The organism is Pseudoalteromonas sp. H105 (assembly GCF_001469215.1).
Taxonomy (GTDB): Bacteria; Pseudomonadota; Gammaproteobacteria; order Enterobacterales; family Alteromonadaceae; genus Pseudoalteromonas.
In genome coordinates this window covers 66,505-89,562 of record NZ_LOFH01000014.1, presented here as the reverse complement: position 1 = coordinate 89,562, position 23,058 = coordinate 66,505, and the positions used below count along the sequence as shown (strand labels likewise).

General features: G+C 31.3%; 29 protein-coding genes. 18 read left to right on the top strand and 11 right to left on the bottom strand.

Annotation, left to right across the window (positions count from 1 at the left end):
- Positions 1–144 precede the first annotated feature (144 nt).
- Complete coding sequence (locus tag ATS75_RS18515) at positions 145–888, bottom strand: helix-turn-helix domain-containing protein (RefSeq protein WP_082665524.1); 744 nt, start codon at positions 886–888, stop codon at positions 145–147.
- A gap of 152 nt (positions 889–1,040) precedes the next feature.
- Between ATS75_RS18515 and ATS75_RS18510 the strand changes: the two genes are divergently transcribed.
- Complete coding sequence (locus ATS75_RS18510; RefSeq protein WP_058561907.1) at positions 1,041–2,765, top strand: DNA methyltransferase; 1,725 nt, start codon at positions 1,041–1,043, stop codon at positions 2,763–2,765.
- Positions 2,766–2,922: 157 nt separating this feature from the next.
- On the opposite strand, the gene ATS75_RS18505 is transcribed toward ATS75_RS18510, so the two are convergent.
- A complete protein-coding gene (locus ATS75_RS18505; protein WP_058561906.1) occupies positions 2,923–3,501 on the bottom strand; it encodes a hypothetical protein in 579 nt (192 codons plus the stop codon).
- Positions 3,502–3,787: 286 nt separating this feature from the next.
- On the opposite strand from ATS75_RS18505, the gene ATS75_RS18500 reads away from it, so the two are divergent.
- Positions 3,788–4,162 (top strand): hypothetical protein, encoded by a 375-nt coding sequence (locus ATS75_RS18500; RefSeq protein WP_058561905.1) that lies wholly within the window; start codon positions 3,788–3,790, stop codon positions 4,160–4,162.
- A 68-nt stretch (positions 4,163–4,230) separates the two neighbouring features.
- Entirely contained in the window at positions 4,231–4,569 is a 339-nt protein-coding gene (locus ATS75_RS18495) for a hypothetical protein (RefSeq protein ID WP_058561904.1), read from the top strand.
- A gap of 22 nt (positions 4,570–4,591) precedes the next feature.
- On the opposite strand, the gene ATS75_RS18490 is transcribed toward ATS75_RS18495, so the two are convergent.
- The 6 genes from ATS75_RS18490 to ATS75_RS18465 all read right to left on the bottom strand — a co-directional run bounded on the left by ATS75_RS18490 (position 4,592) and on the right by ATS75_RS18465 (position 10,104).
- Positions 4,592–4,933: a hypothetical protein gene (locus ATS75_RS18490; RefSeq protein ID WP_058561903.1), complete on the bottom strand. Its 342-nt coding sequence runs from the start codon at positions 4,931–4,933 to the stop codon at positions 4,592–4,594.
- A gap of 320 nt (positions 4,934–5,253) precedes the next feature.
- The gene (locus ATS75_RS18485; RefSeq protein WP_058561902.1) at positions 5,254–6,528 is read right to left on the bottom strand and encodes a 3'-5' exonuclease; all 1,275 of its coding nucleotides are present in this window, start codon (positions 6,526–6,528) and stop codon (positions 5,254–5,256) included.
- A gap of 13 nt (positions 6,529–6,541) precedes the next feature.
- The gene (locus ATS75_RS18480; protein WP_058561901.1) at positions 6,542–6,814 is read right to left on the bottom strand and encodes a hypothetical protein; all 273 of its coding nucleotides are present in this window, start codon (positions 6,812–6,814) and stop codon (positions 6,542–6,544) included.
- A gap of 1 nt (position 6,815) precedes the next feature.
- On the bottom strand, positions 6,816–7,544 hold the full coding sequence (locus ATS75_RS18475) for a hypothetical protein (RefSeq protein ID WP_058561900.1): 729 nt from the start codon (positions 7,542–7,544) through the stop codon (positions 6,816–6,818).
- Positions 7,537–7,818 (bottom strand): hypothetical protein, encoded by a 282-nt coding sequence (locus ATS75_RS18470; RefSeq protein WP_058561899.1) that lies wholly within the window; start codon positions 7,816–7,818, stop codon positions 7,537–7,539. Before ATS75_RS18470 ends, ATS75_RS18475 begins: the two co-directional genes overlap by 8 nt.
- A 210-nt stretch (positions 7,819–8,028) precedes the next feature.
- Entirely contained in the window at positions 8,029–10,104 is a 2,076-nt protein-coding gene (locus ATS75_RS18465; protein WP_058561898.1) for a hypothetical protein, read from the bottom strand.
- Between the two features lie 268 nt (positions 10,105–10,372).
- On the opposite strand from ATS75_RS18465, the gene ATS75_RS18460 reads away from it, so the two are divergent.
- From ATS75_RS18460 to ATS75_RS18425, 8 genes are all read left to right on the top strand, one after another.
- Positions 10,373–10,798, top strand: a complete 426-nt coding sequence (locus ATS75_RS18460) for a hypothetical protein (protein WP_058561897.1) — start codon at positions 10,373–10,375, stop codon at positions 10,796–10,798.
- Positions 10,791–11,363, top strand: a complete 573-nt coding sequence (locus tag ATS75_RS18455) for a hypothetical protein (RefSeq protein WP_058561896.1) — start codon at positions 10,791–10,793, stop codon at positions 11,361–11,363. Before ATS75_RS18460 ends, ATS75_RS18455 begins: the two co-directional genes overlap by 8 nt.
- Before the next feature lie 96 nt (positions 11,364–11,459).
- Positions 11,460–11,825 (top strand): hypothetical protein, encoded by a 366-nt coding sequence (locus ATS75_RS18450; protein ID WP_058561895.1) that lies wholly within the window; start codon positions 11,460–11,462, stop codon positions 11,823–11,825.
- Positions 11,826–11,829: 4 nt separating this feature from the next.
- Positions 11,830–12,462: a hypothetical protein gene (locus tag ATS75_RS18445; protein WP_058561894.1), complete on the top strand. Its 633-nt coding sequence runs from the start codon at positions 11,830–11,832 to the stop codon at positions 12,460–12,462.
- A gap of 19 nt (positions 12,463–12,481) precedes the next feature.
- Complete coding sequence (locus ATS75_RS18440) at positions 12,482–12,832, top strand: hypothetical protein (protein WP_058561893.1); 351 nt, start codon at positions 12,482–12,484, stop codon at positions 12,830–12,832.
- Between the two features lie 606 nt (positions 12,833–13,438).
- Complete coding sequence (locus tag ATS75_RS18435) at positions 13,439–13,714, top strand: hypothetical protein (protein ID WP_058561892.1); 276 nt, start codon at positions 13,439–13,441, stop codon at positions 13,712–13,714.
- Positions 13,698–14,843 (top strand): hypothetical protein, encoded by a 1,146-nt coding sequence (locus ATS75_RS18430; RefSeq protein WP_058561891.1) that lies wholly within the window; start codon positions 13,698–13,700, stop codon positions 14,841–14,843. The genes ATS75_RS18435 and ATS75_RS18430 overlap by 17 nt, the downstream gene beginning before the upstream one ends.
- A gap of 64 nt (positions 14,844–14,907) precedes the next feature.
- The gene (locus ATS75_RS18425) at positions 14,908–15,297 is read left to right on the top strand and encodes a hypothetical protein (protein ID WP_058561890.1); all 390 of its coding nucleotides are present in this window, start codon (positions 14,908–14,910) and stop codon (positions 15,295–15,297) included.
- A gap of 50 nt (positions 15,298–15,347) precedes the next feature.
- On the opposite strand, the gene ATS75_RS18420 is transcribed toward ATS75_RS18425, so the two are convergent.
- A complete protein-coding gene (locus ATS75_RS18420; protein ID WP_058561889.1) occupies positions 15,348–16,505 on the bottom strand; it encodes a site-specific integrase in 1,158 nt (385 codons plus the stop codon).
- A gap of 200 nt (positions 16,506–16,705) precedes the next feature.
- Here ATS75_RS18420 and dusA point away from each other — a divergent pair, with 200 nt between their 5' ends.
- The 7 genes from dusA (at position 16,706) to ATS75_RS18385 (ending at position 21,508) form a co-directional block, all read left to right on the top strand.
- Positions 16,706–17,674 (top strand): tRNA dihydrouridine(20/20a) synthase DusA, encoded by a 969-nt coding sequence (gene dusA / locus ATS75_RS18415; RefSeq protein WP_082665523.1) that lies wholly within the window; start codon positions 16,706–16,708, stop codon positions 17,672–17,674.
- A gap of 234 nt (positions 17,675–17,908) precedes the next feature.
- On the top strand, positions 17,909–18,577 hold the full coding sequence (locus ATS75_RS18410) for a PspA/IM30 family protein (protein ID WP_058561888.1): 669 nt from the start codon (positions 17,909–17,911) through the stop codon (positions 18,575–18,577).
- Positions 18,578–18,588: 11 nt separating this feature from the next.
- A complete protein-coding gene (locus ATS75_RS18405; protein WP_058561887.1) occupies positions 18,589–18,792 on the top strand; it encodes a PspC domain-containing protein in 204 nt (67 codons plus the stop codon).
- A 12-nt stretch (positions 18,793–18,804) separates the two neighbouring features.
- The gene (locus ATS75_RS18400) at positions 18,805–19,128 is read left to right on the top strand and encodes a hypothetical protein (protein ID WP_058561886.1); all 324 of its coding nucleotides are present in this window, start codon (positions 18,805–18,807) and stop codon (positions 19,126–19,128) included.
- Positions 19,129–19,229: 101 nt separating this feature from the next.
- Entirely contained in the window at positions 19,230–19,748 is a 519-nt protein-coding gene (locus tag ATS75_RS18395; protein WP_058561885.1) for a copper chaperone PCu(A)C, read from the top strand.
- Positions 19,749–19,756: 8 nt separating this feature from the next.
- Positions 19,757–20,743, top strand: a complete 987-nt coding sequence (locus ATS75_RS18390; RefSeq protein ID WP_058561884.1) for a DUF2333 family protein — start codon at positions 19,757–19,759, stop codon at positions 20,741–20,743.
- A gap of 3 nt (positions 20,744–20,746) precedes the next feature.
- Positions 20,747–21,508 carry a TIGR04219 family outer membrane beta-barrel protein gene (locus ATS75_RS18385; RefSeq protein WP_058561883.1) on the top strand — a complete coding sequence of 254 codons (762 nt, stop codon included), beginning with the start codon at positions 20,747–20,749 and terminating at the stop codon, positions 21,506–21,508.
- A gap of 21 nt (positions 21,509–21,529) precedes the next feature.
- On the opposite strand, the gene ATS75_RS18380 is transcribed toward ATS75_RS18385, so the two are convergent.
- Positions 21,530–22,414, bottom strand: a complete 885-nt coding sequence (locus tag ATS75_RS18380) for a TIGR03899 family protein (RefSeq protein ID WP_058561882.1) — start codon at positions 22,412–22,414, stop codon at positions 21,530–21,532.
- A gap of 2 nt (positions 22,415–22,416) precedes the next feature.
- Complete coding sequence (locus ATS75_RS18375; protein WP_235591209.1) at positions 22,417–22,824, bottom strand: SRPBCC family protein; 408 nt, start codon at positions 22,822–22,824, stop codon at positions 22,417–22,419.
- Positions 22,825–23,058: the final 234 nt, after the last annotated feature.

Here is a 23,058-nt window from a genome sequence, read left to right as displayed (position 1 = left end):
ACTTATGAAAAAGAAGAATTTTGCTTATTATAATAAGATCAAATGTTTACTATGAGTTCTATCTTTTCAGCATTGAGCAATTGTGTATAACTTTATAACAATGCACAATAAACTTTCTTACTACAATCAAGCCCTATTATGTTATCAAATATACTGAGTTATGTCATGATAAGAAATATGGCCATCTGCTGATCTACGGTAAACACAAGTCCCTTCTTTCTGAACATACTTCATTGGAATTTTTGGGTTATTAATATCTTTACCACCATCAGCGTGCCATTTTGTAATCCATTTATCATAATAAAACTCAAGGTCTGCTGGTTTTAATAAATAAATTTCTTGTAGTTCAATTCCGCTATAGATTGCAAAAACCCAATCAACTTGACGATATTTTTCAATAATTACTGGGTTCATATGATGGTGAGTTGAAAAACCTTTCACTAAATCAGCATTTAAGGATTTTAATTCATACTCATTACCAAGATAATCAATAGCATCATTACCTTCTCTTCCTGGCAAGTCCTTTAATCCTGTGATTAATAATACCTGTAAAAGTTTACCGCCATTATCTTGGAAAATATCAACAATGCCATGTTGCTGTGCAAGTGTTTGAAGCCTTCGAACAAAATAGAACAATGAATTCAATTGATCCGTTGGGTTAGCATTCATTGGTATTAAATAAAAGTTCGCAGGGTCTATATTAAAAGCTTGTGCTAATTTGCATATTGTTTCTATAGTTGGTGAATGCTCCATGTTTTCGATTCGACCAATGGCTCTTGCATCTCCCAAATTAGCCATTTCAGCTAGTTGCTCTTGGGTTAGATTACGTTCTAAACGATAGTTTTTAACATTTGTAGCTATTCTGAAAATTAAATCTTGTGCTTCCATTCTTCTGCCTTAACTGTATGATTTAAGGCGAAAGCTACAGATCGATGAACAACATAAACAGGACATGAATGTCTGGTTGTACCAGTCAAGGTTGTCTTGTTTGTGTGAGTATGAGATCATGGACATATAATTTACTAAAGTGATGGTTTTTAATGCTAAATGACGTTTTAAGGGTCAAAAGAAGTGATCCTATCTACAATGCACACAGTTACCTAACAAAAGTACCTGTTGGTGCTATTATTCCGTTTATTGAAGAGTATTCACCCGAAGGTGGATTGGTAGTAGATATGTTTGCTGGCTCTGGTATGACGGCTATTGCATCAAAAATGACTAACAGAAATGCTTTAGTGAGTGATATTTCTGTTTTAGGTCGTCATATCGGTTTGGGGTATTTAAGCAGTGTAGAAGCTGAAGATTTACACAAAACCGCTAATGATGTTGTTTCAGATAGTAAAGCTAATTGTGGATATAACTATAAAACAATTAGAAATGAGGATGATCAAGAAGTTGATTTTGGTAAAACTATTTGGAGCTTTGTATATGAGTGCTCACATTGTCAAAATGAACTTGTATATTATGAATTATTGAAAACCAATAGCTTTAAAACTACGGGACTCTCTTGTCCTAAATGTAACAATGAATTTCAAAAAAGAGGCGCTACATACCTAAAAGATGTGCCTGTTATTGTTTCTGTTAATGGTGTTAATGGTAAGCAAGTTGAACAACCTGTTCAGGATTTTGATTTTGATTTGATTCAAAAAGCAGAAGAATCTAATGTATTCGATAATTTTCCAAATATACAGATCCCTAAAGATAGAGAGATGTATAAAAGATCTGCTCTTGAAAAATGGGATTTAACAGAAACAAAAAAATTCTTTTCATATAGAAACGCAATTGTTCTAAGTGATTTATGGAATAGAATTAATGCTGTAGAAAATGAAAGTTTGAGACAAAAACTTCGTTTTACCTTTACAGCAATACTTCCAAGGGCTTCAAGGCGTTATCAATGGAGTCTTAAAGCGCCATTAAATGCAGCAATTCAAAACTATTATATTGCTCCTGTATATTATGAATGGAATGTCTACGATTTATTCTTAAGAAAGATTAATGCTGTAGCAAAAGCTGATGGTGTTATTTCTGATTCTGTAGACCATTTAACAACAACGCAAGATTACGTAAATGCAAGTGCTGATCAACTTCCACACCTCGAAAGTGAAAGTGTAGATTTTATTTTTACAGATCCACCTTTTGGATCAAATATTTTCTACGCTGACATGAACTTGTTCCATGAAGCTTGGATTGGTGGAATGACAGATAATAGTCGTGAAGCAGTAATGAAAACTACAGGAAAACACAAGCAACAATCTAAAGAAGATTATCAAGAAATTCTAACAGGTGCTTTCTCTGAAGCATGGAGAACACTGAAAGAAGGTGCATATCTGGCAGTTGTTTTTGGTAATAGCCAAGGTTCAATTTGGTCTGTTGTACAACAATCGATCTACAACGCTGGTTTTGTATCTAAACCTGAAAAGATATTAATTTTAGACAAAGGACAAAGAAGTGTTAAGGGATTAAATTCAGGCACTGAAAAGGTTGCAACACTCGATCTTATAGTAGTTGTTAAGAAAGATAGTTCGGCAGATACTACCCCTATTGCACTATCTGATAACTATAGAGAAACGGTTAAGAAAACCATTGATAATATTGAACTATCTTCTTCATTAACAGCAAGTCATGTTTATTTAGAAGTTCTACGTACTGCTATGTCAGATCATGTTTGTATGGCAAATCTAGATTTACATGATGTTTTAGTTGAAATAGAAAGTAGAGGCTTTTCTATTGATTCTCAGTCAGGGTATTTAGTTAACAATTTATAAAAAACTTGGGTAAGTCAATTGATTGGCTTATCCATAATCATATCATTTAAGTATTTTTAAAAGCTTATTATGTACTACTCATACAATGGGCTAACTTCGCCCTTTGAACTTGTTATAAGCTTATACAGTGTATTTTTACTTATAAAATAAACAAATACTAATATACTGTAATAAGTGACTCTCCATTTTTCTTTTTGATTTTTACAAAATGTTCTTTTACTAGATTCTTTAAAGATCTTGATAGATATGATTGCTTAATCTGATCATCTGAATAATAATTATTATAACTTTTTAATAAATCTTTTTGTGTAATTCCTAATGTCTTATAAAATAAACCATCTTTTCTTTTTTTCTTTTCGTCAAATTCTATTTTTGTTAAATGTAATAATATTTTCATTTCACTTTTAGAAATTCGTGATCTTGTAAGTAAACCCATTAAATGAATAAAGCGTCTTTGTTTTGAATGTAAATCAAGTCTAATTTCTTTAAAAGTTAAAGCATCATCTTGTTTTAAAAATTTATTATAATAATCTTCTGCTGAATATTCATATTTAAGCATTGTTTTGTTGTTGATTTTTTTGGTTTTTATTAATTTTAACGCTATTAATTCATTTATTTCTTCACTATCTAATTCATACATGTATTCATCAAGCTCAAACCAATAATTGAGTTCATTCTCGTTAATAATATTAGACAGTTTATTTAAAGTAAGATAACTCATGTTTTCTTTTTTCATTCTATGTTTCCTTTTTTGTTGAATATAACTAATTTGTTATATTCAACATAACCTATTTGTTATATGAGTCAATAGATTTTTAAAAATAAATTTAAATTGTTTTTGTAATTATATAATAATAAAAGTTTAGATCTTAATTGTATTAAAATGATCATTTTTGATCTTTTAAATAAATAAAATAAACATTGATTTTGTTGTTCTGATTGTTTAAATTAAATTGCTTTTTATGTAGCTTCTGATATATTTAAAGTATAAATAAAAATTAATTTTTAAAAGGAAATTTTAAATGAAGAAATTGTTATTAGCTCTACCATTTGCCGCTGTTTTAACTGCTTGTGGGGGGGTTGAGTCTGAAATTGAAGAACTAGCTTCTGATTACTGCAATGCAATAAAATCAATTGATTGGCGCAATGCTGAACCACTTGCAAAACCGTTTGTTATACAAAATCGGCAAGGCATGCACGAACAAAACAGACAAAAATACATGCAAGTATTTATGAATCAAAGCTGCAATGTTACTAAAATCGAAGGTGAAGAGACTGCTTTTGCAGTGTTTTTTGGTGGTTCCAAACTTGACTTTGTACAAATCGAGTGGGACAAAAGAAAAGAGAAATTCTTTGTCACGGCTGATGCGTTTAAGAATGACTTAAAGCTGTATTAATCTATAACTAAAAATATCATAAGTCCTTGGTCTATATGGCTTGCTGTAGGGCTTTTAAGAAGGTATAAATGAATAAAACAGTTAAAAAAATTACTGATGTATTTTCCGAAAAAAAGCGCCAAAGCTCTGGATCTGGCATGGCTTCGGATAATGTTAAAGCTGCGTTGGGTTTAAGTGTAGTAAAAATGGCTTTAGATTACCGAGAAGAACATAAAAAACAATCGTTCATGTGGCAAGAATTTTTTGATTTTTCTAGAAAAGAGATCATAGAAGAAAATCGAGATCATTTTTTAAAACTGATTAATGATAAATCTGTAAAATTACATGATATTAACGGAAATAAACACATTAGGCTTGAATCTGAATGTGGTAAAAGTGCGTTTTTAAATATTGAAGAATTATTATAATAAAACTGATCTAATTTAGAACCTATTTTTTAGAAAAATGTTTAAACAAACTAATATAGTATTTATTATCTTCTGTTTTTGTTAAAAGCCCATGCTTTAATAACCTGCTTAATGATCTTGATAGATTACCTTGGCTTATTTCTGATTTATATTCACTTTTATAATATTCTGTAAATTCTATTTGGTTTATATCAAAAATGGTATAACTTAAATTTGAATACATTGGGTAATAAGTTAATAGTTCCAATACTAACAAATCAGATCTTGAAACTTTAGTTTCTTTATCTCTTGAGTGACATATAGCTTTTAACATCAAGCTAGCTCCTCTAATTAATTTTTGTGTTTTTTCTTCTTGTTCTAACAATTTTAACTCCTTTTTAATTTATAATATAGAATATATCAAAAGTTACATAAAAATCAATTTTAATTTAAAATTAAATAATTATTTATTGATAATGTTTTAAGCGTTTGCAGAAGCAAACAAGAGATAAAACAATCAGAAAAAAGGGTTTACCAATGGGATTGCATAAATAAATAGAGATCGTGCTTTTAAAAGCTTTCTGTGAGTTCTGATCTAATAATCCAGCATGAGCTGGAATTATATTTTTTTATTTTTTAAATGGAACTCGAAAATTTATAATAAACTTGTTTTGTTTGAAATTTTGAGTAAACAATCGAAGTGCGTTAGTTAGCTAATTTATAGTTTACTTTATTGATTAAACGTCTTGTTAATTCAGAATTATAAAAACCGTGTTTGTTCTCTAAATCACTAATATCAATATCTTGTTGCTCCATTGCAACAGTTAGTTTTTGCCACTCATAACTATCAAAATATTCACTATAATCACCATAAAATTTAGCGTACCAATCCATAATACATTTAGATTTTAATTCACTGTAACAATCATCTTCAAAGCCTTGTTTTCTGGCTGATTGCTGTAAAATTCTAAGAACAAAATCACTATTGTAAATCAGTAAGTTTTTATCTTTTATAATATCTAAAATAGTACAATGAAGATCCTTAAAAGATTTAGCATTATCTAACATTTCATTGGTCATTTGATGAATATGAAAAGCTTCATTTGAAATTTTTGTTACAGGCTTCACAAGCTCATTTAAAAGGCTTTTTCCACTTTTTGCACTAATGATATTAATTTTAATAATTTCATCGTCAGAATCTAAACCAGTAGTTTTAACATCTAAAATAATAGCGTTTTCAACATCAATAACTCTTTTTAGCCTAGCTTTTTTTGCTGCGGCTCTTTGTTTTTTTACTCTTTCTTCAAACTCTTTTTTATGCTGCTCATTAGCTATATCATCTAGTTTATGCTGTTTTATCGCATTTCTAATGTACTTTTTTACATCTATAAATTTATTGAATCGCTTAAAGACTTTATTAGTAATATAGTCTTTTTGAGAATTAAGAGGTTTTGGTAAAAATTCAGATACTACATTGTTTAAAAGTGTTTCAAGTTCTATATCATACTCTCTAGAGTATGTTATTTTAGACTCAAAACTAGATATTAATTTACTTGTAATGCTTTCAATATTTTTTTGAATTTTTATAACTTTATACTTGTTGTACATTAAGTATGAGTTATCAATTACAGCTTTATTATCTTTGTATGTAAAAATAAACTCTGTTTTATCTATAGCTAAATTATTGAAGTTACGATTATTTAATTTTTTAATCAAAAATTCTAACCACTCATTTTGCAGTTTTTCAATTTGAACAATATTTAAATTATTACCTTGTTCTTTTTTGAATTTTCGTTCAAATCTATCTTTAAATATTGCTAAAACATCATTGAAATAAAAACCATATTCGCAATATGCTGAATAGCCGTTTTCAGGGTGATACAAAGCATCTTTGAATATTATCGTAACGTTGTTTTCTATATTAAATATTTGTCTGATCTGGCTTGTTGTTATAACTTCACCTCTTTTTTTTAATTTCATTATTATTGTCCTTTTATGATGTTTTTATTTTGATTTCTATTAGATCTAATTCTTTGTTATCAAATGTTTGCTGATCTAACATTATGTAAAAATTCCAAACTTGATCAGACCTTCCACAAAGCTTGTAACGTGTTGGTTTTTCAGGTGTTGGTTCAACTTTATCTATAATTAAATAATCACAGTGAACTAAAATATTTTTATTAATAAAAACCTTATAATTCGGTGCTGCTGCAATATTTTCATTGTTATAAACAATTGTTACTTCATTTGTTAATTGTAATTTCATTTTAAAATCCTTTTTTTAGTTTATTTTTATTGCTTAAATTATCCTGTTTAAGCTCGTTTTCTAACTCGTTAAGCTGTTGCTCAATAGTGTTAAAATCATGTTCATTTGAGTAATCAATCATTTGTTTTTCAAAACTATAATTGTCTTCAAAACATGATAATAAACAGTCTGTTAATGATTCGTCTGTAAAATCTTGAATATTATAATTTTCTACAAAGAACTCTTTGATTTTCTCTAAGTAATTACTACTTAAAAAACTGTTTATAAAGCTCTCTAATGTGTCTTGTACATTTTCATCATCTAGTAATAAGTACTGTTCTGTTAGTGCTTGTAATATAAGCTCACGACCGTTTTCATTAACTTTTTGAGAATCAAAGAAATCACTGAAAAGTGCATATACTTCAATAGAATCTTTAACATTGAATTGCTCTAGAATTGCATCTAAATACTTGATGTTTTGAAGTGTGCTTATTGATATAGCAAGGTCAATATTTCTTATTGAATCGTTGATATAGCTTGATAGAAAGCTTGTTATATCACTAAGATAATATTCGTTATTAAAAATGATATGGTAATCAGTGTTATCAATTTTTTCTTTAGATAATTCTTTAAATTTATTATGTAAGTCACTGTAAAGAATGCCTTTATTATGACAATACTGTTTACCGTTTTTATGCTGAATGACTCTACATAAATGTTCAAAGTTGAATTGTTCTATTAGATTAGACATTAAAAACCCCCTCTACAAACTTGTGTTGAACTAGGGTTCCATGCTTTCCGATTTGTTCTAAAATTCCTTTGTTTTCCAAAGAAATTATTGATTTAGAAATGGCTTGTTTAGTTAATTCTTCGCCAGTTTTGAATCTTAAATGATTACGATTCAATGAAAAGTTATTTTTAGATTGACTTAATAATAAAGCATCTTGAAATATACTTATTTCAGTAGTATTTAATTTAAAATCTATTATTATATTTAAAATAGAGTGTATGTTTTTTATATTCACCTTTTTAATCCTTGTTTATTCTAGTTAAAATAGTAATACTTAAAATTTAAAAGTCAACCACTAGTTGTAATTAATTTAAATTTAAATAAATATTTAAATTGAATTTAAAGTTTAGAGATATAATAATGCTTAATCTTTTGGTGTTTTATGTAATAATAAAAATAGATTAAGTATTAAGATTTAAAAAGATGGGTGACAACTAATAGTTGTTTATCGTTTGAATTTACTTGAAGTGTTTTTATCGTTTTTCTCATTTTTTAAGTTGTTAGAAATTTTTAAATTTTCTTTAACAATGTTTTCACCTTCAAATTTTACAGCCGTAGTTTTGATTTTTTCGCCTAATTCTGGCTGATTTTCTTCTAAAGTATCAATTGCCCTTGCTGCTGCTATTGTTGTCAATGTGCCAAAACCACCACTTCCATCTGTATCATCATCATTTTTGTATTTACTCTTGATAACTGTATCCATCCAAGCATCAACTTTCTTAATTGCTTGGTCTAGTTGCTTGTTTTCGAGCCTTTCAATATCTTGTTGTAGCTGATCTTTTTGACCGACTTTTGACAAAATATCAGAAGAAAGTTCTTTTTTCTGTTTAGATTTTTCATCAATAGATTTATCAAGATCTTTTTCTTTTTCTTGCTGAGTTGTAACTTGTTGTGCAAGCTTTTCAATCTCTTTATTCGCTTCTTCAAGGGCTTTATCTTTTTGTTTAAGATTTTCTTCTGCTGCTTTTAATTTAGCTTTTTCTTGAGCCATTTCTTGCTTAATTTCGTTTAATTTCTGTTGCTCTTTTAAATTTTGCTCATGTTGCATATTGTAGCGACTAGACAAGCGATCTTGAATTGCAAGTTCTTGCTCTAAACAAGCTAATATGTAAGTTGAGTTATTACGATCTTCTTCCGCAACGAATTTTAATTTTATTGATTTTTTTAGAAATAAATCTAACTGTACGTGTTTGTAAAAACTTAATTGTAGTAGCTGTCCAACGTGACATATTTCTTTTTCTGTGAGGTCGTAACCTTTTGCTTTAATATTAAAATCCATATCAAATTCATTATTAAGCTTTTCTTGCTGTGAACGTGCAAAATCAATCATTGATTTACGCCATTGATAACGGTTGTTTTCTGAACTTTTACAATCCATTACTAAATGAACGTTGGCACCTGTCACTTCTTCCTCAGATAAGCCAATTCTGTTAGATTCATCAAAATGCGTACAACCAGCAAGGATTTTATGATTTTTTAGAAATGGGGCTTTTTCAAAAAATGATTTAACTGAATCCAAATATTCTTTTTGGTCAATACCAAGATTTTTATTATTATGAGGAATTTTAAAAGATACTTCTGATACAACATTTTCACGTTCTGAATTACATACTCTTTTATAGTTTTTCTTCTTAATATGGGTGTCCCTGTGCTGAATAAATGAGTCTATAATTTTGTATTTCTGGGCTTTTCTCCCCGTTGGAATTTCTGAATTCTCAACGTTCTCACGTAGTTTTTTACGCATTAATTCAATGTCTTGTTTTATTGTTTCATTCTCTGAATTTAATTCTCTACCATCTCCAGTTTCTAATTTGTTAATTAAATCTGTTAGTTCTTTATCACTATCAGCAATAGTTAGAACTTTACGTTTGTAGCTACTACGCAAATCTGAATATTTTTTAACATCTTTCTTATTTCTCTTGTCACCCCTGTTATTAACATCTTTAGCTTTATCATTGATTATAGAATCGTAAACATCATTTTGAATCTCTAGAAATTCTTCATGTGTATAGTATTTTTCATCATGATAATAAAGGTTAAGGTGTGAATCCTCTGGTATCCATTCTTCCGTCTGACGTTGCTTTATACGCAACATATGACGCAATAATGTACGCATTGCATTCATTGAATTTTTGCCTTTTTTCTTTGCTTTTATATTCATAATATTCATTCGAGCAGTCGTTTCTTTTTGCACTGCAATTTGCTTTTTAGTGAACAACTTGGATATCTTAGAGTTAAAGCTTGAATCAATACTTTTACGGTTTTTAAAGTTTGAAATTACTTGTCTAGCTCTTGTACCTTGGATCTGATTTGTATTGATATTTTGAGAAATATTTCTAAGTTTATTGTTTAGTTCTCTTTCTGTTTTCTTTGCTTCTCTAACTGCTTTTTCATTTTCTGAAATAGCATTTTTTTCATTAATATCTTTCTGTCTATTATGTGCTTTTGTTGCAGCATCAAGTTGTTTTTGATTTGCATTTGCACCAGCAATTTTTTGTTTTTCGCTTCTTTTATCATCCATGATTTTTATCTCTTTTTCTTGTTGTTAAATTTACGAAGTAAACCCGAAATGATTGTGCCAAACCTGTGCGGCAGAAGTACCACTAAATACGCAGTATTTGAATAAGTGGGACGAATCATAGTATCGGGTTCCTTACATATTTCTTTTATACTTTTAAATTATCATTACAAATAAAAAATTCAAAAGGTAAAGGATAAAAAATAGTAGCTATTGAAATCTTTGTTTTTTTATCTTAATTTTTAAGTTATAACAAAAAGGATTTTGTGAAATGAAAACTAAAAATAAAATATTTATAAAAAATGAAAGGTGTTATAAAAGAATTGAACTTCTTATTAAAAAATATTGTGATGATAGTCTTAAATCTTACATGTTGTATTTAGATCTAATTGACCTCGATTATGAAGCTCGAATTTGCAATAAAAATTTATCTGTTCTTATAAAAACCTCTCCAGATTTTCATAATGAAATAAAAATATTAGAAAATAAAAAACTGCATACTGATCTAGCAAGATTATCTTTTAAGTTTTTTGATAATGATGATTCAATAATTTTTATGAAAGTGATTTCTTATTTATATAAAGAAACTAAAAGAAATCTTGTTGATGTTGTTCGATTAGTAGACTTGATTAAAGAAGATAAAGATTTACATTTGAAAGTAAGTGAATTATTAAAAATGGAATCTAACAATGAATAATAAAATATCTAAAGAAAAAATTGAAGAAGCTTTTGATAGCCTTTGTGAACAATTCGATTATGCGACTGATAAAGACGTTTTTTCGGATTTTTTATACCTTTTCCAAGAGCATCAAATACTCTTTTACGAAATGCTGCACACGCCAGAAAATCACGCTGTTACAACGATTGAAGAAGCTAATAAATTTAGTGATTCTTTTACTAAACAGCAGCAACTTTTAATTTTTTATATTAATGAAAAACGTTCATGTGATGAACTTAAAGCACTATTTTTTAAGATAAAAAATTATATTGATGATTTTTATAATTTGCTCTCATTAAAGAAACAACTTGAGCTAAAAGGAAATTTAAAAAGTTTGGGGCAAGAAATATTTCAAAAAATGGAATTACTTAAATTTCTAGAGCTTCAAAATATTTCTGAGATTGAGGAAAAACACCAAAAACTTCTAAAGTCAATGAGTAAAAACTCAAGCTTTGTAAAATGCAATCTCAATACAAAGAAGTATGAAATTAATTTTTCAAAAACTAAAATTAAAAAATATAAAGGGAAAAAGAGTAATAAATAATACTCTATTTCTGTCTGTAAAGTTTTAAGTATTGAAATATATCAAAAATGACATAATTTGAAGTTATGGAGAAAAATAATAAAAAGGAATTTTAAAATGGAAAAAATAAAGAAAATATCAAAGGGAGTGCTTAATTTCTTAATATTAAGCAAATGGGAACAATTCACATTAGTTGGAATATTATTAATTTTGTTCTGCTCTAAGCCAATTTTTGCAAATGAAGCTTATTTTTATGAGAATTTAACGGGTGAATCAAGAACTGAATTTTTAAAAACTGCTCGTACATTAAATGTAAGTACGTTTATGTATGGTTATACGTTTAAAGTTAACTGTCGAGGGAAATGGAACGGTTTTAAATTCGATACTTCCATAAGCTCAAAACCTCACGTTTTAGCGAAATGGTCAAGCATTAGAGATGAAGATAAAGCTACTGTTATTAAAACAATAAATAGTTTGTGTTAATAAAGTGGAAGGTTCAGAAATCACTAGCAATTTAACGGGTGTTGAGGCAATAGCAGTAAATTTATATACCCTTTCTCACTATGTAGGAATTTTCCTTGGCTCAATTATGTTTTTAGTGGGCATAAAAATGCTTATTACATACTCAAAGAATCCTAACGATCCTAGAAACAGCTTAGGGGGAGTGCTGATAATATTTATTGGTGCAAGTATGCTTTGGAGTCTTCAAAGTTCTATATCACTAGTTACAAACACATTAACAAATAATAATCATTGCTTTGTTTTATCAAAAGATAGTGAAGATATGAGTAATAACATAAACAAGCATAACGGAGAATGTTTTAATGCTAAAAATTCGGAGATTACGGCAGAATTAAGAGCTGATTTTGAAGATAAAGGAAGGGGTGAAGCATTAGGTGAATTATTAGCTAAAATTAACGTTTACATGAAGGTATTACAGGCAATAGCTCTTGTGTATTTCATAAAGGGCATATTTCTCTTACAAAGTATTGCAAAAGGCACTGGTAACGCTACATACGGACAAGCTTTAATTATGATCATAGCTGCTAGTTTAATCCTTGATTTACCAAACACCTTGGAAATGCTCATTAACACAGTGAAACAAGCCACCGCATTATAATAAAAAAGGAATTTTAAAAATGTACAAAAATATAATAATAGTTTTAAGTGTAATTTTTACGCTAAATTGTAAAGCTGATGGGGCTTTTTTCTATGAAAATTTACATGGTGATTCACAAACTAGCTTGCTGGTTGGTTCTAAAACTGAAAATTTAAATATAGATGGTAGACCATTACAAGTTACTTGGAATTGTTCGGGATTATGGGACTATTCAAGCGGTTTAACGTGGGAAACTGGCGCAAAATTTATAAGTGGAAATGGTAATAAAGTTCATATTTTGCCGAAAAAACCAACTTGGTTTGATTTAAATTCCACATTTAGAAAAAAAGATATTCCATATATTATTATTGAAGTTAACAAAAAATGTTGATCTTAAAAAATATTATGATAATTTTAAATTAAGTTAAATTTTTCTATTGCAAAACTCTAAATTTGAAATTTACCTTTTTTAGTTAAACACTTCATGTGGTATTAAACGTCCTGTTTGGGGCGTTTTCTTATTTTAGAAGGGTAAGATATAAAAACTCGCTGATTCGGTCATATTTTAAGTTCTACATAACAAATATATCGAAATACAAACATAATCATACGAAATCAAGATTTCCATCAATAAAACAAACACAGAAAAAAAGGCTTTGCGTATTAAGAGTATATTAAAAGCGTATTATTTTCTCGTATTTTGCCTACTTTTAAGGGCTAGAGCGTTTTTTTTGAACCTGTCCCCCCAGAATAACGAACCTGTCCCCCCAGAATAATGAACCTGTCCCCCCAGAGTATATTTAATTTTTACTGAACTTTAGGCAGATTTAATAGTTTTTATATAATAGTAAAAGCATCATCATTTAAAAATAAATTAATATTTAAAATGTTAATTGTTATCTTTTTAATTAAAAAGGAATTATTTTATTAAAAAGCGTTTGTTTTTTAATTGACAAGTGATTTATTTTTGTTAATCTAAAAATAAGGAGAAGTTAACATGGCGAAATTATTTTTAGAAAAAGATTTAAAGAAAATGAGCAGAGACTCATTTTTTAAAAAAGGTTGCATATATAAAACAAATGGTATTTTTAAGTTTGTAGTTATTGATTCGATGGGTAATCAGTATTCTATTTTAAAAACTGGAACAGTTCAAAGTAGAACGTTTACAAATATTAGATCTATTTATAATAAAATATTAAAATTTGGGGTTTATGAATTTTCATTTATAGATAACGATAGAAGGAAGGAGTTATCTAATGAAAAAGCCAGTTAGAGCAAGACGTATAACTAAAGATGTATTATCACCTGAGTTTTTCTTTATTCATTGGCAGCTACTTTTAGCTTGTTATGCTCCTATTGCAAACGGCAAGAAAGAACGAGAAGCAAGTAATGTTTTATCAAATAAACAAAGGGTTATTACTGACGGAGATTATAAAATGTCGGTAACTTCTGACTTTCTAAGCATGGACAGAGAATTTATTTTATATTGCTTCTTATTAAAAAAATTAAATTTTAGAATTATAAATGAAGGCATTACACTTAATGATTTGACAATTGACGTAACTTTTAAAGAAATTTTAGATCTTTTTGATACCAATGATTATAGAGATAAAGATCATAGTGCAGAATTTAAGACGTATTTTAAGCGTTTAATGGGCGTTGTTATTGATATTGAATACAACAAATATAATGTACTGACTCATCTTGTAAGTAGTGTTAAATTTACAAATGGTAAATCTTTAGACACTACATATAAAGTCACTTTCCCAGATGATATGTTTGATTTCTTTAAAATGTCAAACAGACAAATACTATTTAAAAAACATGAAATTAATAGTGTTGATACTTTTGGAGCTAAGAAATTATATTTATACTTATTATCAATAAATGAAAATGAAGATACTGGTTATATTATAACTGAATTTACAAGAGACAAGCTTGATATGATCCTTGGTCATAGCATAAATTATTATAATGTTAGTGATAATGAAAAAATGCATGGTACTTTAGAGTCCCAAGTTTCAAAAGAAAAAAGTTTTTCAAAAAAAGCTATTAAAAAATATCTTGATGCACTTATTTTATCTGGTTTTGTGTTTTCTTATAAGTATTTAAAAGATAGGGATGTTTTTGTAATAGTTCAAGAAAGACATAAAGATAGGCTGTTTAAAAAACTTAAAGAGGACGATAAAAAAAGAGTTAATGATAAAGCTCAAGAAAATAAGAATAAACTAATAGCTAGAATTGAAAACGAAAAGAAAAAAGCGAAAGAGAGAAAAGAGAAAAAGAGAAAAGAAAAAGAAACTAAATCTGTTGAAACGCAAGATGTAACTTTTAACGATGATCTTGACGATCCAATTGTTGCAAAAGTTTTAGATGATTCAGGATTTTTTAATCAAGATTAAAGTTTGTTTTGAATTTAAAGTATATTATAATAATTTAAATTAATTATAAAAGGATGCTTAAAATATGGCTGATTTCAGAAAAGTATTATTAAATAAAGATAAGTTAATTGAAGTTTTTGAAAGTTTAAGCGTTACTGATGCTATGACAGTAAAAGCTAATTTAGAAGCTGCAACCCCTCATTTAAAGGGTATGTCAGAAGAATTATTAGCCATGTTAAAAAAGGAAAATATTGATATTTCTGCGTTATCAGGAGATTCAAAGCCACGTAAAAAGCGCCAAGTTATAGCTGAAAATCAAAAGTTTTGTAAAATTGATGGAAAGTTAAAATTGCTTATTACAAGGGGCATAACCAAGGCTGAAAAAGACGGTCATACTATACTTAGCTTTGAAGACTTAAAAACTGATTCTGATAAAAAAGAAGGTAAGCGTCTAGTTGATGAATATAACGCATAACATTTTTGTTATATTATGATGTGAGAAGGGGCTTTATAGCCCCTTTTAAATTAGGTCTTTTCTTTTTTATTATTATATTCTTCGTACTTTTCTTTAGATAATTTTTTCATTTCTAATGTTGTATAAACATTAAATAAAATATTAATATTTTTGTGTCCCGTAATTTTAGCTACTGTGGTTATTTCATAACCTTCTTCTGCTAGTCTTGATGCAGCTTCTCGTCTCAGATCATGATAACGTAAATCTTTTATACCTAATTTGTTTCTAACTCTTTGCCAACCTGCGGATATGCTGCGCGGATTATATGGAAAAATTAGATGTGGATTTTCGGGATCTATCCGTTCTTTTTGTCTTAAAATAATAGGGTAGGCCTCACTAAGAAGCGGAATTTCCCAGTCATTATGTTCTTCTTCTTGCTCTTCATTAGTAGGTGATTTTCTACTTTTAACTATAATTGTCTTATGTTCGTGATCTATATCTTCCCACTCTAATTCTGTAATTTCACCGACTCGCATAGCTGTGTATATTGAAAATTTAAATATATCTGAAAAAGGAATCTTGGCAGAACGATGCTTTTCTCGTTCTTTTAATCCAGCTTCCATTTGTATGAGTGCATTTTCTGATGGTCTTTTGGTTCTTCTTTTACTTCTTCCAATTAATCCAAGTTCCACTAAGACAGGTATTGCATCATCGTGATAACGCAAATTTGAATTTACTTCAAAATATTCTTTTGCAAGTTTTATAACTGAATGTAGATATGTCACATCATGATAAACTGTTTGCGGTTTTGGCTTTGTTTTATCTTTTAATCGCGTTTTACAGTGAGCTATAAGATCACGCGGTTTTAGTTGGCTAACTATTTTATGAGAAATGTCATAACCATATAAAGCTTCAAGTACATGCTCTTTGGTTCTTCCTACTTTTTCAGAAGTCACAGGGTCAGTTAAATATTCTTTTATCAATGCACCAACAGTTATTTCTCTGAGTTCTTCTTCATCACTATTATCAAAATATGTACCATTTGCGATCTGTTCATATTTCTTATCTAGTTTTTTTGCTGCGTTATCTGCCCATGATTCAGCAGTTTTGAAGTTTTCAAATGTTTTCTGTACTTCTTCAACAATTTTTCCATATTTTGTAATTCTGGCTCTAGCACGATAAGAAACGCCTTTTTTCAATTTTCGTTCTTCAATATTTATTGTAGCCATTATCTTTCCTTGTTCTGATATAATAATGCAATAATATTATCATTATCGCTCCTACAGTTATACCCTTTTGTACCCCAGGCCAATACCCTAGGGTATAAATATAGTGTAAATATCTTAAAATTGGCGAAAATAGCGTAAAACAAGAGAGAATATAAAATGAAGAAAATCCCACACAAAGCCAAGTATGGAGCTGTTTGTCAATGAGTAAGGTAAATCACAGGTTTAGCGTTGCCCCCATGCTTGATTGGACAGATCGTCACTGCCGTACTTTTCATCGTAAATTGACAAAACATACTGTTCTTTATACTGAAATGGTAACAACAGGGGCTATTTTATTTGGTCGTGGCGATTACCTACACTTTAATAAACATGAAGAGCCAGTTGCTTTGCAGTTAGGCGGTTCTGACCCTAAGGCATTGGCTCAATGTGCCAAGTTAGCTGCTGATCGTGGTTACAATGAGATTAATTTAAATGTAGGTTGCCCTTCTGATCGTGTTCAAAATGGTCGTTTTGGTGCATGCTTAATGGCAGAGCCAACACTGGTTGCAGATTGTGTTGCTGCGATGAAAGCAGAGGTTACTATACCCGTTACAGTGAAAACGCGTATTGGTATTGATGAGCAGGATTCCTATGAGTTTTTATGTGCCTTGATTGAAGCGAGCCACGAAGTAGGCTGTGATGATTTTATTATTCATGCGCGTAAAGCATGGCTTAATGGCCTTAGCCCTAAAGAAAATAGAGAAGTTCCACCGCTTGATTATGCACGCGTTTACCAATTGAAAAAAGATTACCCACAACTTCATTTGAGTCTCAATGGTGGTGTGAAAACGATGACTGATAGTATTGCTCATCTTGCCCATGTAGATGGCATAATGATTGGACGCGAGGCTTACAGTAACCCATTTATGTTAAGTGAAGTAGATGAAGTGGTTTATGGTGATACTGTATTTACACAATCGAGGCATGATGTTGTGCGTTCTATGTATGAATATATAGAAAAGGAAATGCAGCAGGGCGCTAACTTTTGGCACATTGCTCGTCATATGTTGGGTATATTTCAAGGGCAACCAGGGGCAAGAGGTTTTCGGCGTCATTTGTCTGAAAATGGTCATGGCAAGCAGGCCGATTTATCAGTCATGGATAAAGCATTAAGCTTCGTACCAGAGTAGAAATACTTGTTTTATAAAAACCACTCTTTAGTGGTTTTTTTGATCCTAAATAATAGTCAAAACATTCATTTTTTAGTTAAATCCACTCATTCATGTTCAGCCTCACGTCAGCTTTAAATACTCCTTTTTATTTTTAACCAACTGAAATAAAAGTAATAAATTTATATTTAATTAAACTGGCACAAGTCTTGGAATCTCTTAATTGTAATCACCCAAATTCAATAGGAGAAAATCATGGGCTTAGTTAATCGTGTAACAGATCTTATTCAAGCAAACTTAGTATCAGTTTTAGATAGAGCCGAAGATCCAGAAAAACTACTCTCACTACTTGTTCAACAAATGCAAGAAGCATTGGATGAATGTCGTTCAACGGCTGCCGTTATTTTATGTGAAGAAAAAGCGTTAAAGCGGGAGCAAAAAAATAAGCAGGCACGTATTGCCGAGTGGCAAACAAAGGCTGAAATTGCTGTTAAAAAAGGCCGAGATGATTTAGCTGCGGCAGCGTTGAAAGAGAAGCAAAAAATAACTACTGACATGGCTGCGATTGACCCCGAGCTTGAAAAGCTAACTGACTCTTTAGCTAAGCTTCAAGATGATGCTCAACGTTTACAAAATAAGTTAACAGAAGCGAAGGCAAAGCTTACAAGTATGCACCAAGTGCATAATGTGGTTGCTGCAAGGGTACGAGTGAATCACCAGCTTAATAGTGACAAAGTTGCTGATGCGTTATCTCGCTTTGATGTAATAGAGCGACGTGTGGAGTCAATAGAGTCACAAGTTGAAGCTTACGATATTACAAAATCAGCGAATAACACGGCAGAGCAAATCGATGCATTAGTAAAAAATGATGCAATTGATCAAGAGCTTGTAGCTCTTAAAGCCAGTTTAAAACAAAGTGCATAGGAGTAAGATAAATGAATACTTACAATAATCAAACACGATGGAAGAAAGATCCATTAAACAAGAAAATATCAGGTGTCTGCAGTGGTTTTGCTCGTCGTTTTGACTTCCCAATCTGGGCAACACGCTTAGTAACTATCTTACTCTTAATTCAATTTCCATTGTTTATTGGGGGAGGGTACCTTGCTGCACATTTTTGTTTAGACAGTGAAGTATAAAGGGGAAATGTCATGAAAATTATTGCAATATGTTTATTACTCATCGTACTTATCGTGTGGAGTCCATTTGAAATGGTGCAGTTTGATTCATGGCAGCTACCTTTAATGATTGCAGACTTGAGTTGGGTTGGAATTGAATTGTTTGGGGTGCTTGTTGCAATTATAGCGGCTATCGCTGTTATTGCGTTGATTAGCGCAGGTTTGTTAGGCGCTGGCATCATCGTTTTCATTGGCGTCGTACTCGCATTGTTATTTGGATCAGTAATGATTGCATGGCCGTTAATATTAATTGTTTGCTTATGTTGGCTTATTGCTGATAATAAAAAGGCTGCATAAAGCGTCGCTATTATATGTATTGAATCACTAATATTACTGACTATTTTTTCGCAAATATGCTAAATTCAGTCAACAAAATGATTTTAGTAACAAGGAACGAAATGACTTTTAAACCATTATTCTCACTGCTTTCATCGGCTATTTTAGGTTTGAGTTTATATTCATCATGTGCACCAGCTCACTCAGATCATCATCATGACTCTGATAGTCAGATTATCGTTAACAATGCGCAAGTGAGGGCTTTTTTGCCAGCCAGTCAATCCACAGTTGGCTACCTAAGTATTGCAAACCACGGTGAAAAGCCAGTTGTATTAACCAAAGCAAGCATCGAGAATTTAGGGCGTGTCGAAATTCATGAGCACACGCATGTCAATGGTGTTATGAAAATGCAACAGGTCGATTCGTTAGAGTTAAAAGCACACCAGCAAGTTGACTTTAAACCGGGGGGTTATCATCTAATGGCCTTTGAGCCAACAGTGCCGATAAAAGTCGGGCAAGAATTAAAACTCACGCTATATTTTAATGACGGAAACCGAGTTTTCACTCAAGCTGAAGTGGTGTCTTTAGAAAGCCAAGTTGAACAAACATCGCAATCTGAAAATAATCATAAGCATCATTAGGAGGTTGAATGTCACAACATAAAGGGAAAATTATTAGCGCAGTTGTGCTAATAATTATATTATTTTATGCGCTAGCGGTGTACTGGAGTATTGAGCCTGAACGCGTCAATGTAGTGACTCATGCAAAACAACAAGCGCAGGAACGAGGTGAAAAACTCGTTACAGGTTATACAACGACGTCATCTTTAATCAATGTTACGAGTACGTTGTTGAATAAGTCTGGTGGATATTTATCAAATGATATGATGCCACCAAGCGTATTTATGGATAATATGCCCGCCTGGGAATACGGGGCTCTAGAAATGTCGCGTGATCTTGCGTTATCGATGCGCAAAGATTTTAGTCGTTCTCAATCACAATCGACAGAGCATGAAGCATTAAAAAAGGCGCAGCCGCAATTTAATATTAGCTCAGAGGCATGGGCGTGGCCGAGCGCAGAGAGTGAATATCAAAAAGGAATCGATTTTTTAATTGTATACCGTACGCAAATAGCGGATCAAAACAATCGCGAAAGTCAGTTTTACGCACGAGCAGATAACCTAAGGGGTTGGTTAAAAGAAGCCGAAAAACGATTAGGTAGCTTGAGCCAGCGTTTAAGTGCTAGTGTGGGTCAAGAGCGCCTTAACACTGATTTAGCTGGTGACAAAGAAGCTCATCAAGCTACGTATACCCCCTTACAAAATGAAGTTAAGACGTCATGGTGGGAAATTGATGATGTCTTCTATGAGTCACGTGGCGCAACTTGGGCTTTATTACACTTTTTGCAAGCTGTAGAATACGACTTTGCTGATGTGCTGGAAAAGAAAAATGCACGCGTTAGCTTACAACAAATTATTCGTGAGTTAGAAGCAACTCAAGAAACCGTTTGGAGTCCAGTGATTCTAAATGGGAACGGTTTTGGCTTAGTAGCAAACCACTCATTAGTAATGGCAAATTATATTTCTCGAGCCAACGCGGCTCTTATTGAACTTAGCGAACTTTTAGCGCAAGGATAAAACATGAAAAAGTACTGTTTAGCAGCTGCCCTTTCAATGGCATGTTTAGCACCAGCAGCTCATGCTGATACTCTATTAGGCCTTTATATAGGTGTGGATGGGTGGCAATCAGATAACTCTGGTAGTTTTGCTGATAGCGGTAACATGCAGGATTTTAATTTCGAAGATGAAACATTCATCAGTTATTACGCTGCATTAGAGCATCCAGTTCCATTAGTACCGAACGTTAAATTAAAGTACACAGAGCTAGAGCTAAATGGTTCAACCATGTTAAATGGTACTTTTGAGTTCGGTGATTCAACCTTTACAACAAATACGACAGCAACCACGGTAAGTGATTTGTCACACATCGATTATATTCTTTACTACGAAATTTTTGATAATGATTTGATATCAATTGATCTAGGTTTGAATGCTAAGCAGTTTGATGGTGACATTGTTGTAACAGGTACTGATAACGGTCAAACAGTTAGTGAGAAAATTGATTTTTCAGGCTTTGTTCCACTTGCTTACGGACGTGCTGAAGTAGGCTTGCCGCTAACAGGTTTAAGCGTTTTCTTTGAAGGCAGTTTATTAGCGATTGATGACAGCAAAGTGCAAGACTATCAGGCTGGTGTTGCTTGGGAGTTAATAGATAACTTAGCTGTAGATGTAGCCATTAAAGCAGGCTACCGCCAAATGACTTTAGAGCTAGATGATATTGATGATCTGTACACAGACATTGATGCGTCAGGCCCATTTGCGGGTATTCAAATTCACTTCTAATAAGCGTTCTTTAACGTGGTACTACTTCACTGTATGCCACGTTACTTCAAACTCCTCATCTAACGCACTACTTAATAATTGTTTATACCCTTTATTTATTGGCATATTTATTAACTTTCTTAATTCATCGCCCGTTTGGGTAAATTTATAATAGCTTAAAACCAGATCGTTGCTTTTTGGTTTCAATATTGCTTTTTGGTTTAAAAAAGTTAAGTTTAGTTCTTGGCCTGCTTTTAGTGCACCAGACTCTATTTCTTTGCGATATATAAGGCCAATATCCATTAAGGTCAGTATATCAGGGAAGCTAATTCCGGTTCTCCCTAGGTTAAGCGACACTTTATTTCCTTTACGTAAAAGATCAAATAAAGAGGGCTTTTTATAAAAGCCAAGCAAAATTAAGTGACTATCGTCTTTTTCATTGTACCCACAAAGCGCTGTACATTTTTGTAGAGCGTCAGCTTCTCGTTGTGTCATTTGTTTGAGTGTTTGCAAGCTTTTGATCGAAAAAGTACCTGGTGCGACTGTTTCACCAGCCAGTATTTTACCCCACAGTTTCTGCATTGACTCATTAGAGGTGTCTTCACATAATGCAATGAAGCGTTCAACCCAATCGCTATCTGGTTGACCACTGCTTGTAACGTCTGGGCAAAAGTTAACAGCCATCGCCATAATAACTTCGATATTTTGTTGTTGATTTATAAGTAGGCGCTGCTGCCGGTTTTGTGCGCGAGTGAAAACAGAGTCGTCACTGTTAATGCTATAGGGTATTGGAGATCGGCCTTGAGCATCATAGCTCTCATTTTGAACTGATGAGCGTGATAGAGAACTTTTAACGATGGCGTACCCAAGTTTGGATTCAATAATATTAGCTAAGTTAATTTTTGCTTGTGACGCCTTTACAGTCATTTTTAATTCTCACTGTTTTTAATATGTAACTGTAGCGTTGTTCTTAAATTGTTTAGCCCAAGCGCGACAGTATTATTTAATATATATTGGCTAAAGAGCGCTAAATAACCCCCTATGATTGGCGTAGTTACTTCGCCATTTAGTTCACAGGATACAAGTGTTTTGTTTTGCTCTTGGGTAAATGTCAGCGCTCCGGTGACAATATGTTCATTATTAAAAAGAATATTAAACTTAGTTGAAGAGCGAGATATGCTGGTAATTGTCATTTCACCCATGCCCCACTTACTTTGCCAAAACAAATGAGCTCCCACTCCAGCGCTAGGCTTTGCAACTGTAAATTCAATACTCGGATCGAGTTTTTCCCATGGAGACCAAACCTGCCAGTTAGATAGGTTATTTATGTATGGCATTATTAATTCTTTATTTGCTCTAATATCTACATTTTGAGTAACTTTATATTGTTGAGGCAGTAATAACCCAATGACTAATAGAGTTAAACAGAGAATAAATAGCAATTGAATAAATTTTTGTAAGATCTTAATGCTCAATCCTTAAAATATAATTTGATTTCAAGTACAACAAGGTGTTATTCATTGACTATAATACGTAATGTGTCATTCATCTATATTAAATAAGGTATCTCT

Bases quoted from the DNA above. Each gene is read 5' to 3' on its own strand.
- ATS75_RS18495 (WP_058561904.1), top strand. From the start codon at position 4,231: ATGAATAAAACAGTTAAAAAAATTACTGATGTATTTTCCGAAAAAAAG.
- ATS75_RS18500 (WP_058561905.1), top strand. From the start codon at position 3,788: ATGAAGAAATTGTTATTAGCTCTACCATTTGCCGCTGTTTTAACTGCT.
- ATS75_RS18505 (WP_058561906.1), bottom strand. From the start codon at position 3,501: ATGAAAAAAGAAAACATGAGTTATCTTACTTTAAATAAACTGTCTAAT.
- ATS75_RS18425 (WP_058561890.1), top strand. From the start codon at position 14,908: ATGGCTGATTTCAGAAAAGTATTATTAAATAAAGATAAGTTAATTGAA.
- ATS75_RS18455 (WP_058561896.1), top strand. From the start codon at position 10,791: ATGAATAATAAAATATCTAAAGAAAAAATTGAAGAAGCTTTTGATAGC.
- ATS75_RS18485 (WP_058561902.1), bottom strand. From the start codon at position 6,528: ATGAAATTAAAAAAAAGAGGTGAAGTTATAACAACAAGCCAGATCAGA.
- ATS75_RS18475 (WP_058561900.1), bottom strand. From the start codon at position 7,544: ATGTCTAATCTAATAGAACAATTCAACTTTGAACATTTATGTAGAGTC.
- ATS75_RS18480 (WP_058561901.1), bottom strand. From the start codon at position 6,814: ATGAAATTACAATTAACAAATGAAGTAACAATTGTTTATAACAATGAA.
- ATS75_RS18515 (WP_082665524.1), bottom strand. From the start codon at position 888: ATGGAAGCACAAGATTTAATTTTCAGAATAGCTACAAATGTTAAAAAC.
- ATS75_RS18450 (WP_058561895.1), top strand. From the start codon at position 11,460: ATGGAAAAAATAAAGAAAATATCAAAGGGAGTGCTTAATTTCTTAATA.
- ATS75_RS18440 (WP_058561893.1), top strand. From the start codon at position 12,482: ATGTACAAAAATATAATAATAGTTTTAAGTGTAATTTTTACGCTAAAT.
- ATS75_RS18460 (WP_058561897.1), top strand. From the start codon at position 10,373: ATGAAAACTAAAAATAAAATATTTATAAAAAATGAAAGGTGTTATAAA.
- dusA (WP_082665523.1), top strand. From the start codon at position 16,706: ATGAGTAAGGTAAATCACAGGTTTAGCGTTGCCCCCATGCTTGATTGG.
- ATS75_RS18420 (WP_058561889.1), bottom strand. From the start codon at position 16,505: ATGGCTACAATAAATATTGAAGAACGAAAATTGAAAAAAGGCGTTTCT.
- ATS75_RS18395 (WP_058561885.1), top strand. From the start codon at position 19,230: ATGACTTTTAAACCATTATTCTCACTGCTTTCATCGGCTATTTTAGGT.
- ATS75_RS18435 (WP_058561892.1), top strand. From the start codon at position 13,439: ATGGCGAAATTATTTTTAGAAAAAGATTTAAAGAAAATGAGCAGAGAC.
- ATS75_RS18405 (WP_058561887.1), top strand. From the start codon at position 18,589: ATGAATACTTACAATAATCAAACACGATGGAAGAAAGATCCATTAAAC.
- ATS75_RS18400 (WP_058561886.1), top strand. From the start codon at position 18,805: ATGAAAATTATTGCAATATGTTTATTACTCATCGTACTTATCGTGTGG.
- ATS75_RS18390 (WP_058561884.1), top strand. From the start codon at position 19,757: ATGTCACAACATAAAGGGAAAATTATTAGCGCAGTTGTGCTAATAATT.
- ATS75_RS18380 (WP_058561882.1), bottom strand. From the start codon at position 22,414: ATGACTGTAAAGGCGTCACAAGCAAAAATTAACTTAGCTAATATTATT.
- ATS75_RS18385 (WP_058561883.1), top strand. From the start codon at position 20,747: ATGAAAAAGTACTGTTTAGCAGCTGCCCTTTCAATGGCATGTTTAGCA.
- ATS75_RS18375 (WP_235591209.1), bottom strand. From the start codon at position 22,824: ATGCCATACATAAATAACCTATCTAACTGGCAGGTTTGGTCTCCATGG.
- ATS75_RS18510 (WP_058561907.1), top strand. From the start codon at position 1,041: ATGCTAAATGACGTTTTAAGGGTCAAAAGAAGTGATCCTATCTACAAT.
- ATS75_RS18430 (WP_058561891.1), top strand. From the start codon at position 13,698: ATGAAAAAGCCAGTTAGAGCAAGACGTATAACTAAAGATGTATTATCA.
- ATS75_RS18465 (WP_058561898.1), bottom strand. From the start codon at position 10,104: ATGGATGATAAAAGAAGCGAAAAACAAAAAATTGCTGGTGCAAATGCA.
- ATS75_RS18410 (WP_058561888.1), top strand. From the start codon at position 17,909: ATGGGCTTAGTTAATCGTGTAACAGATCTTATTCAAGCAAACTTAGTA.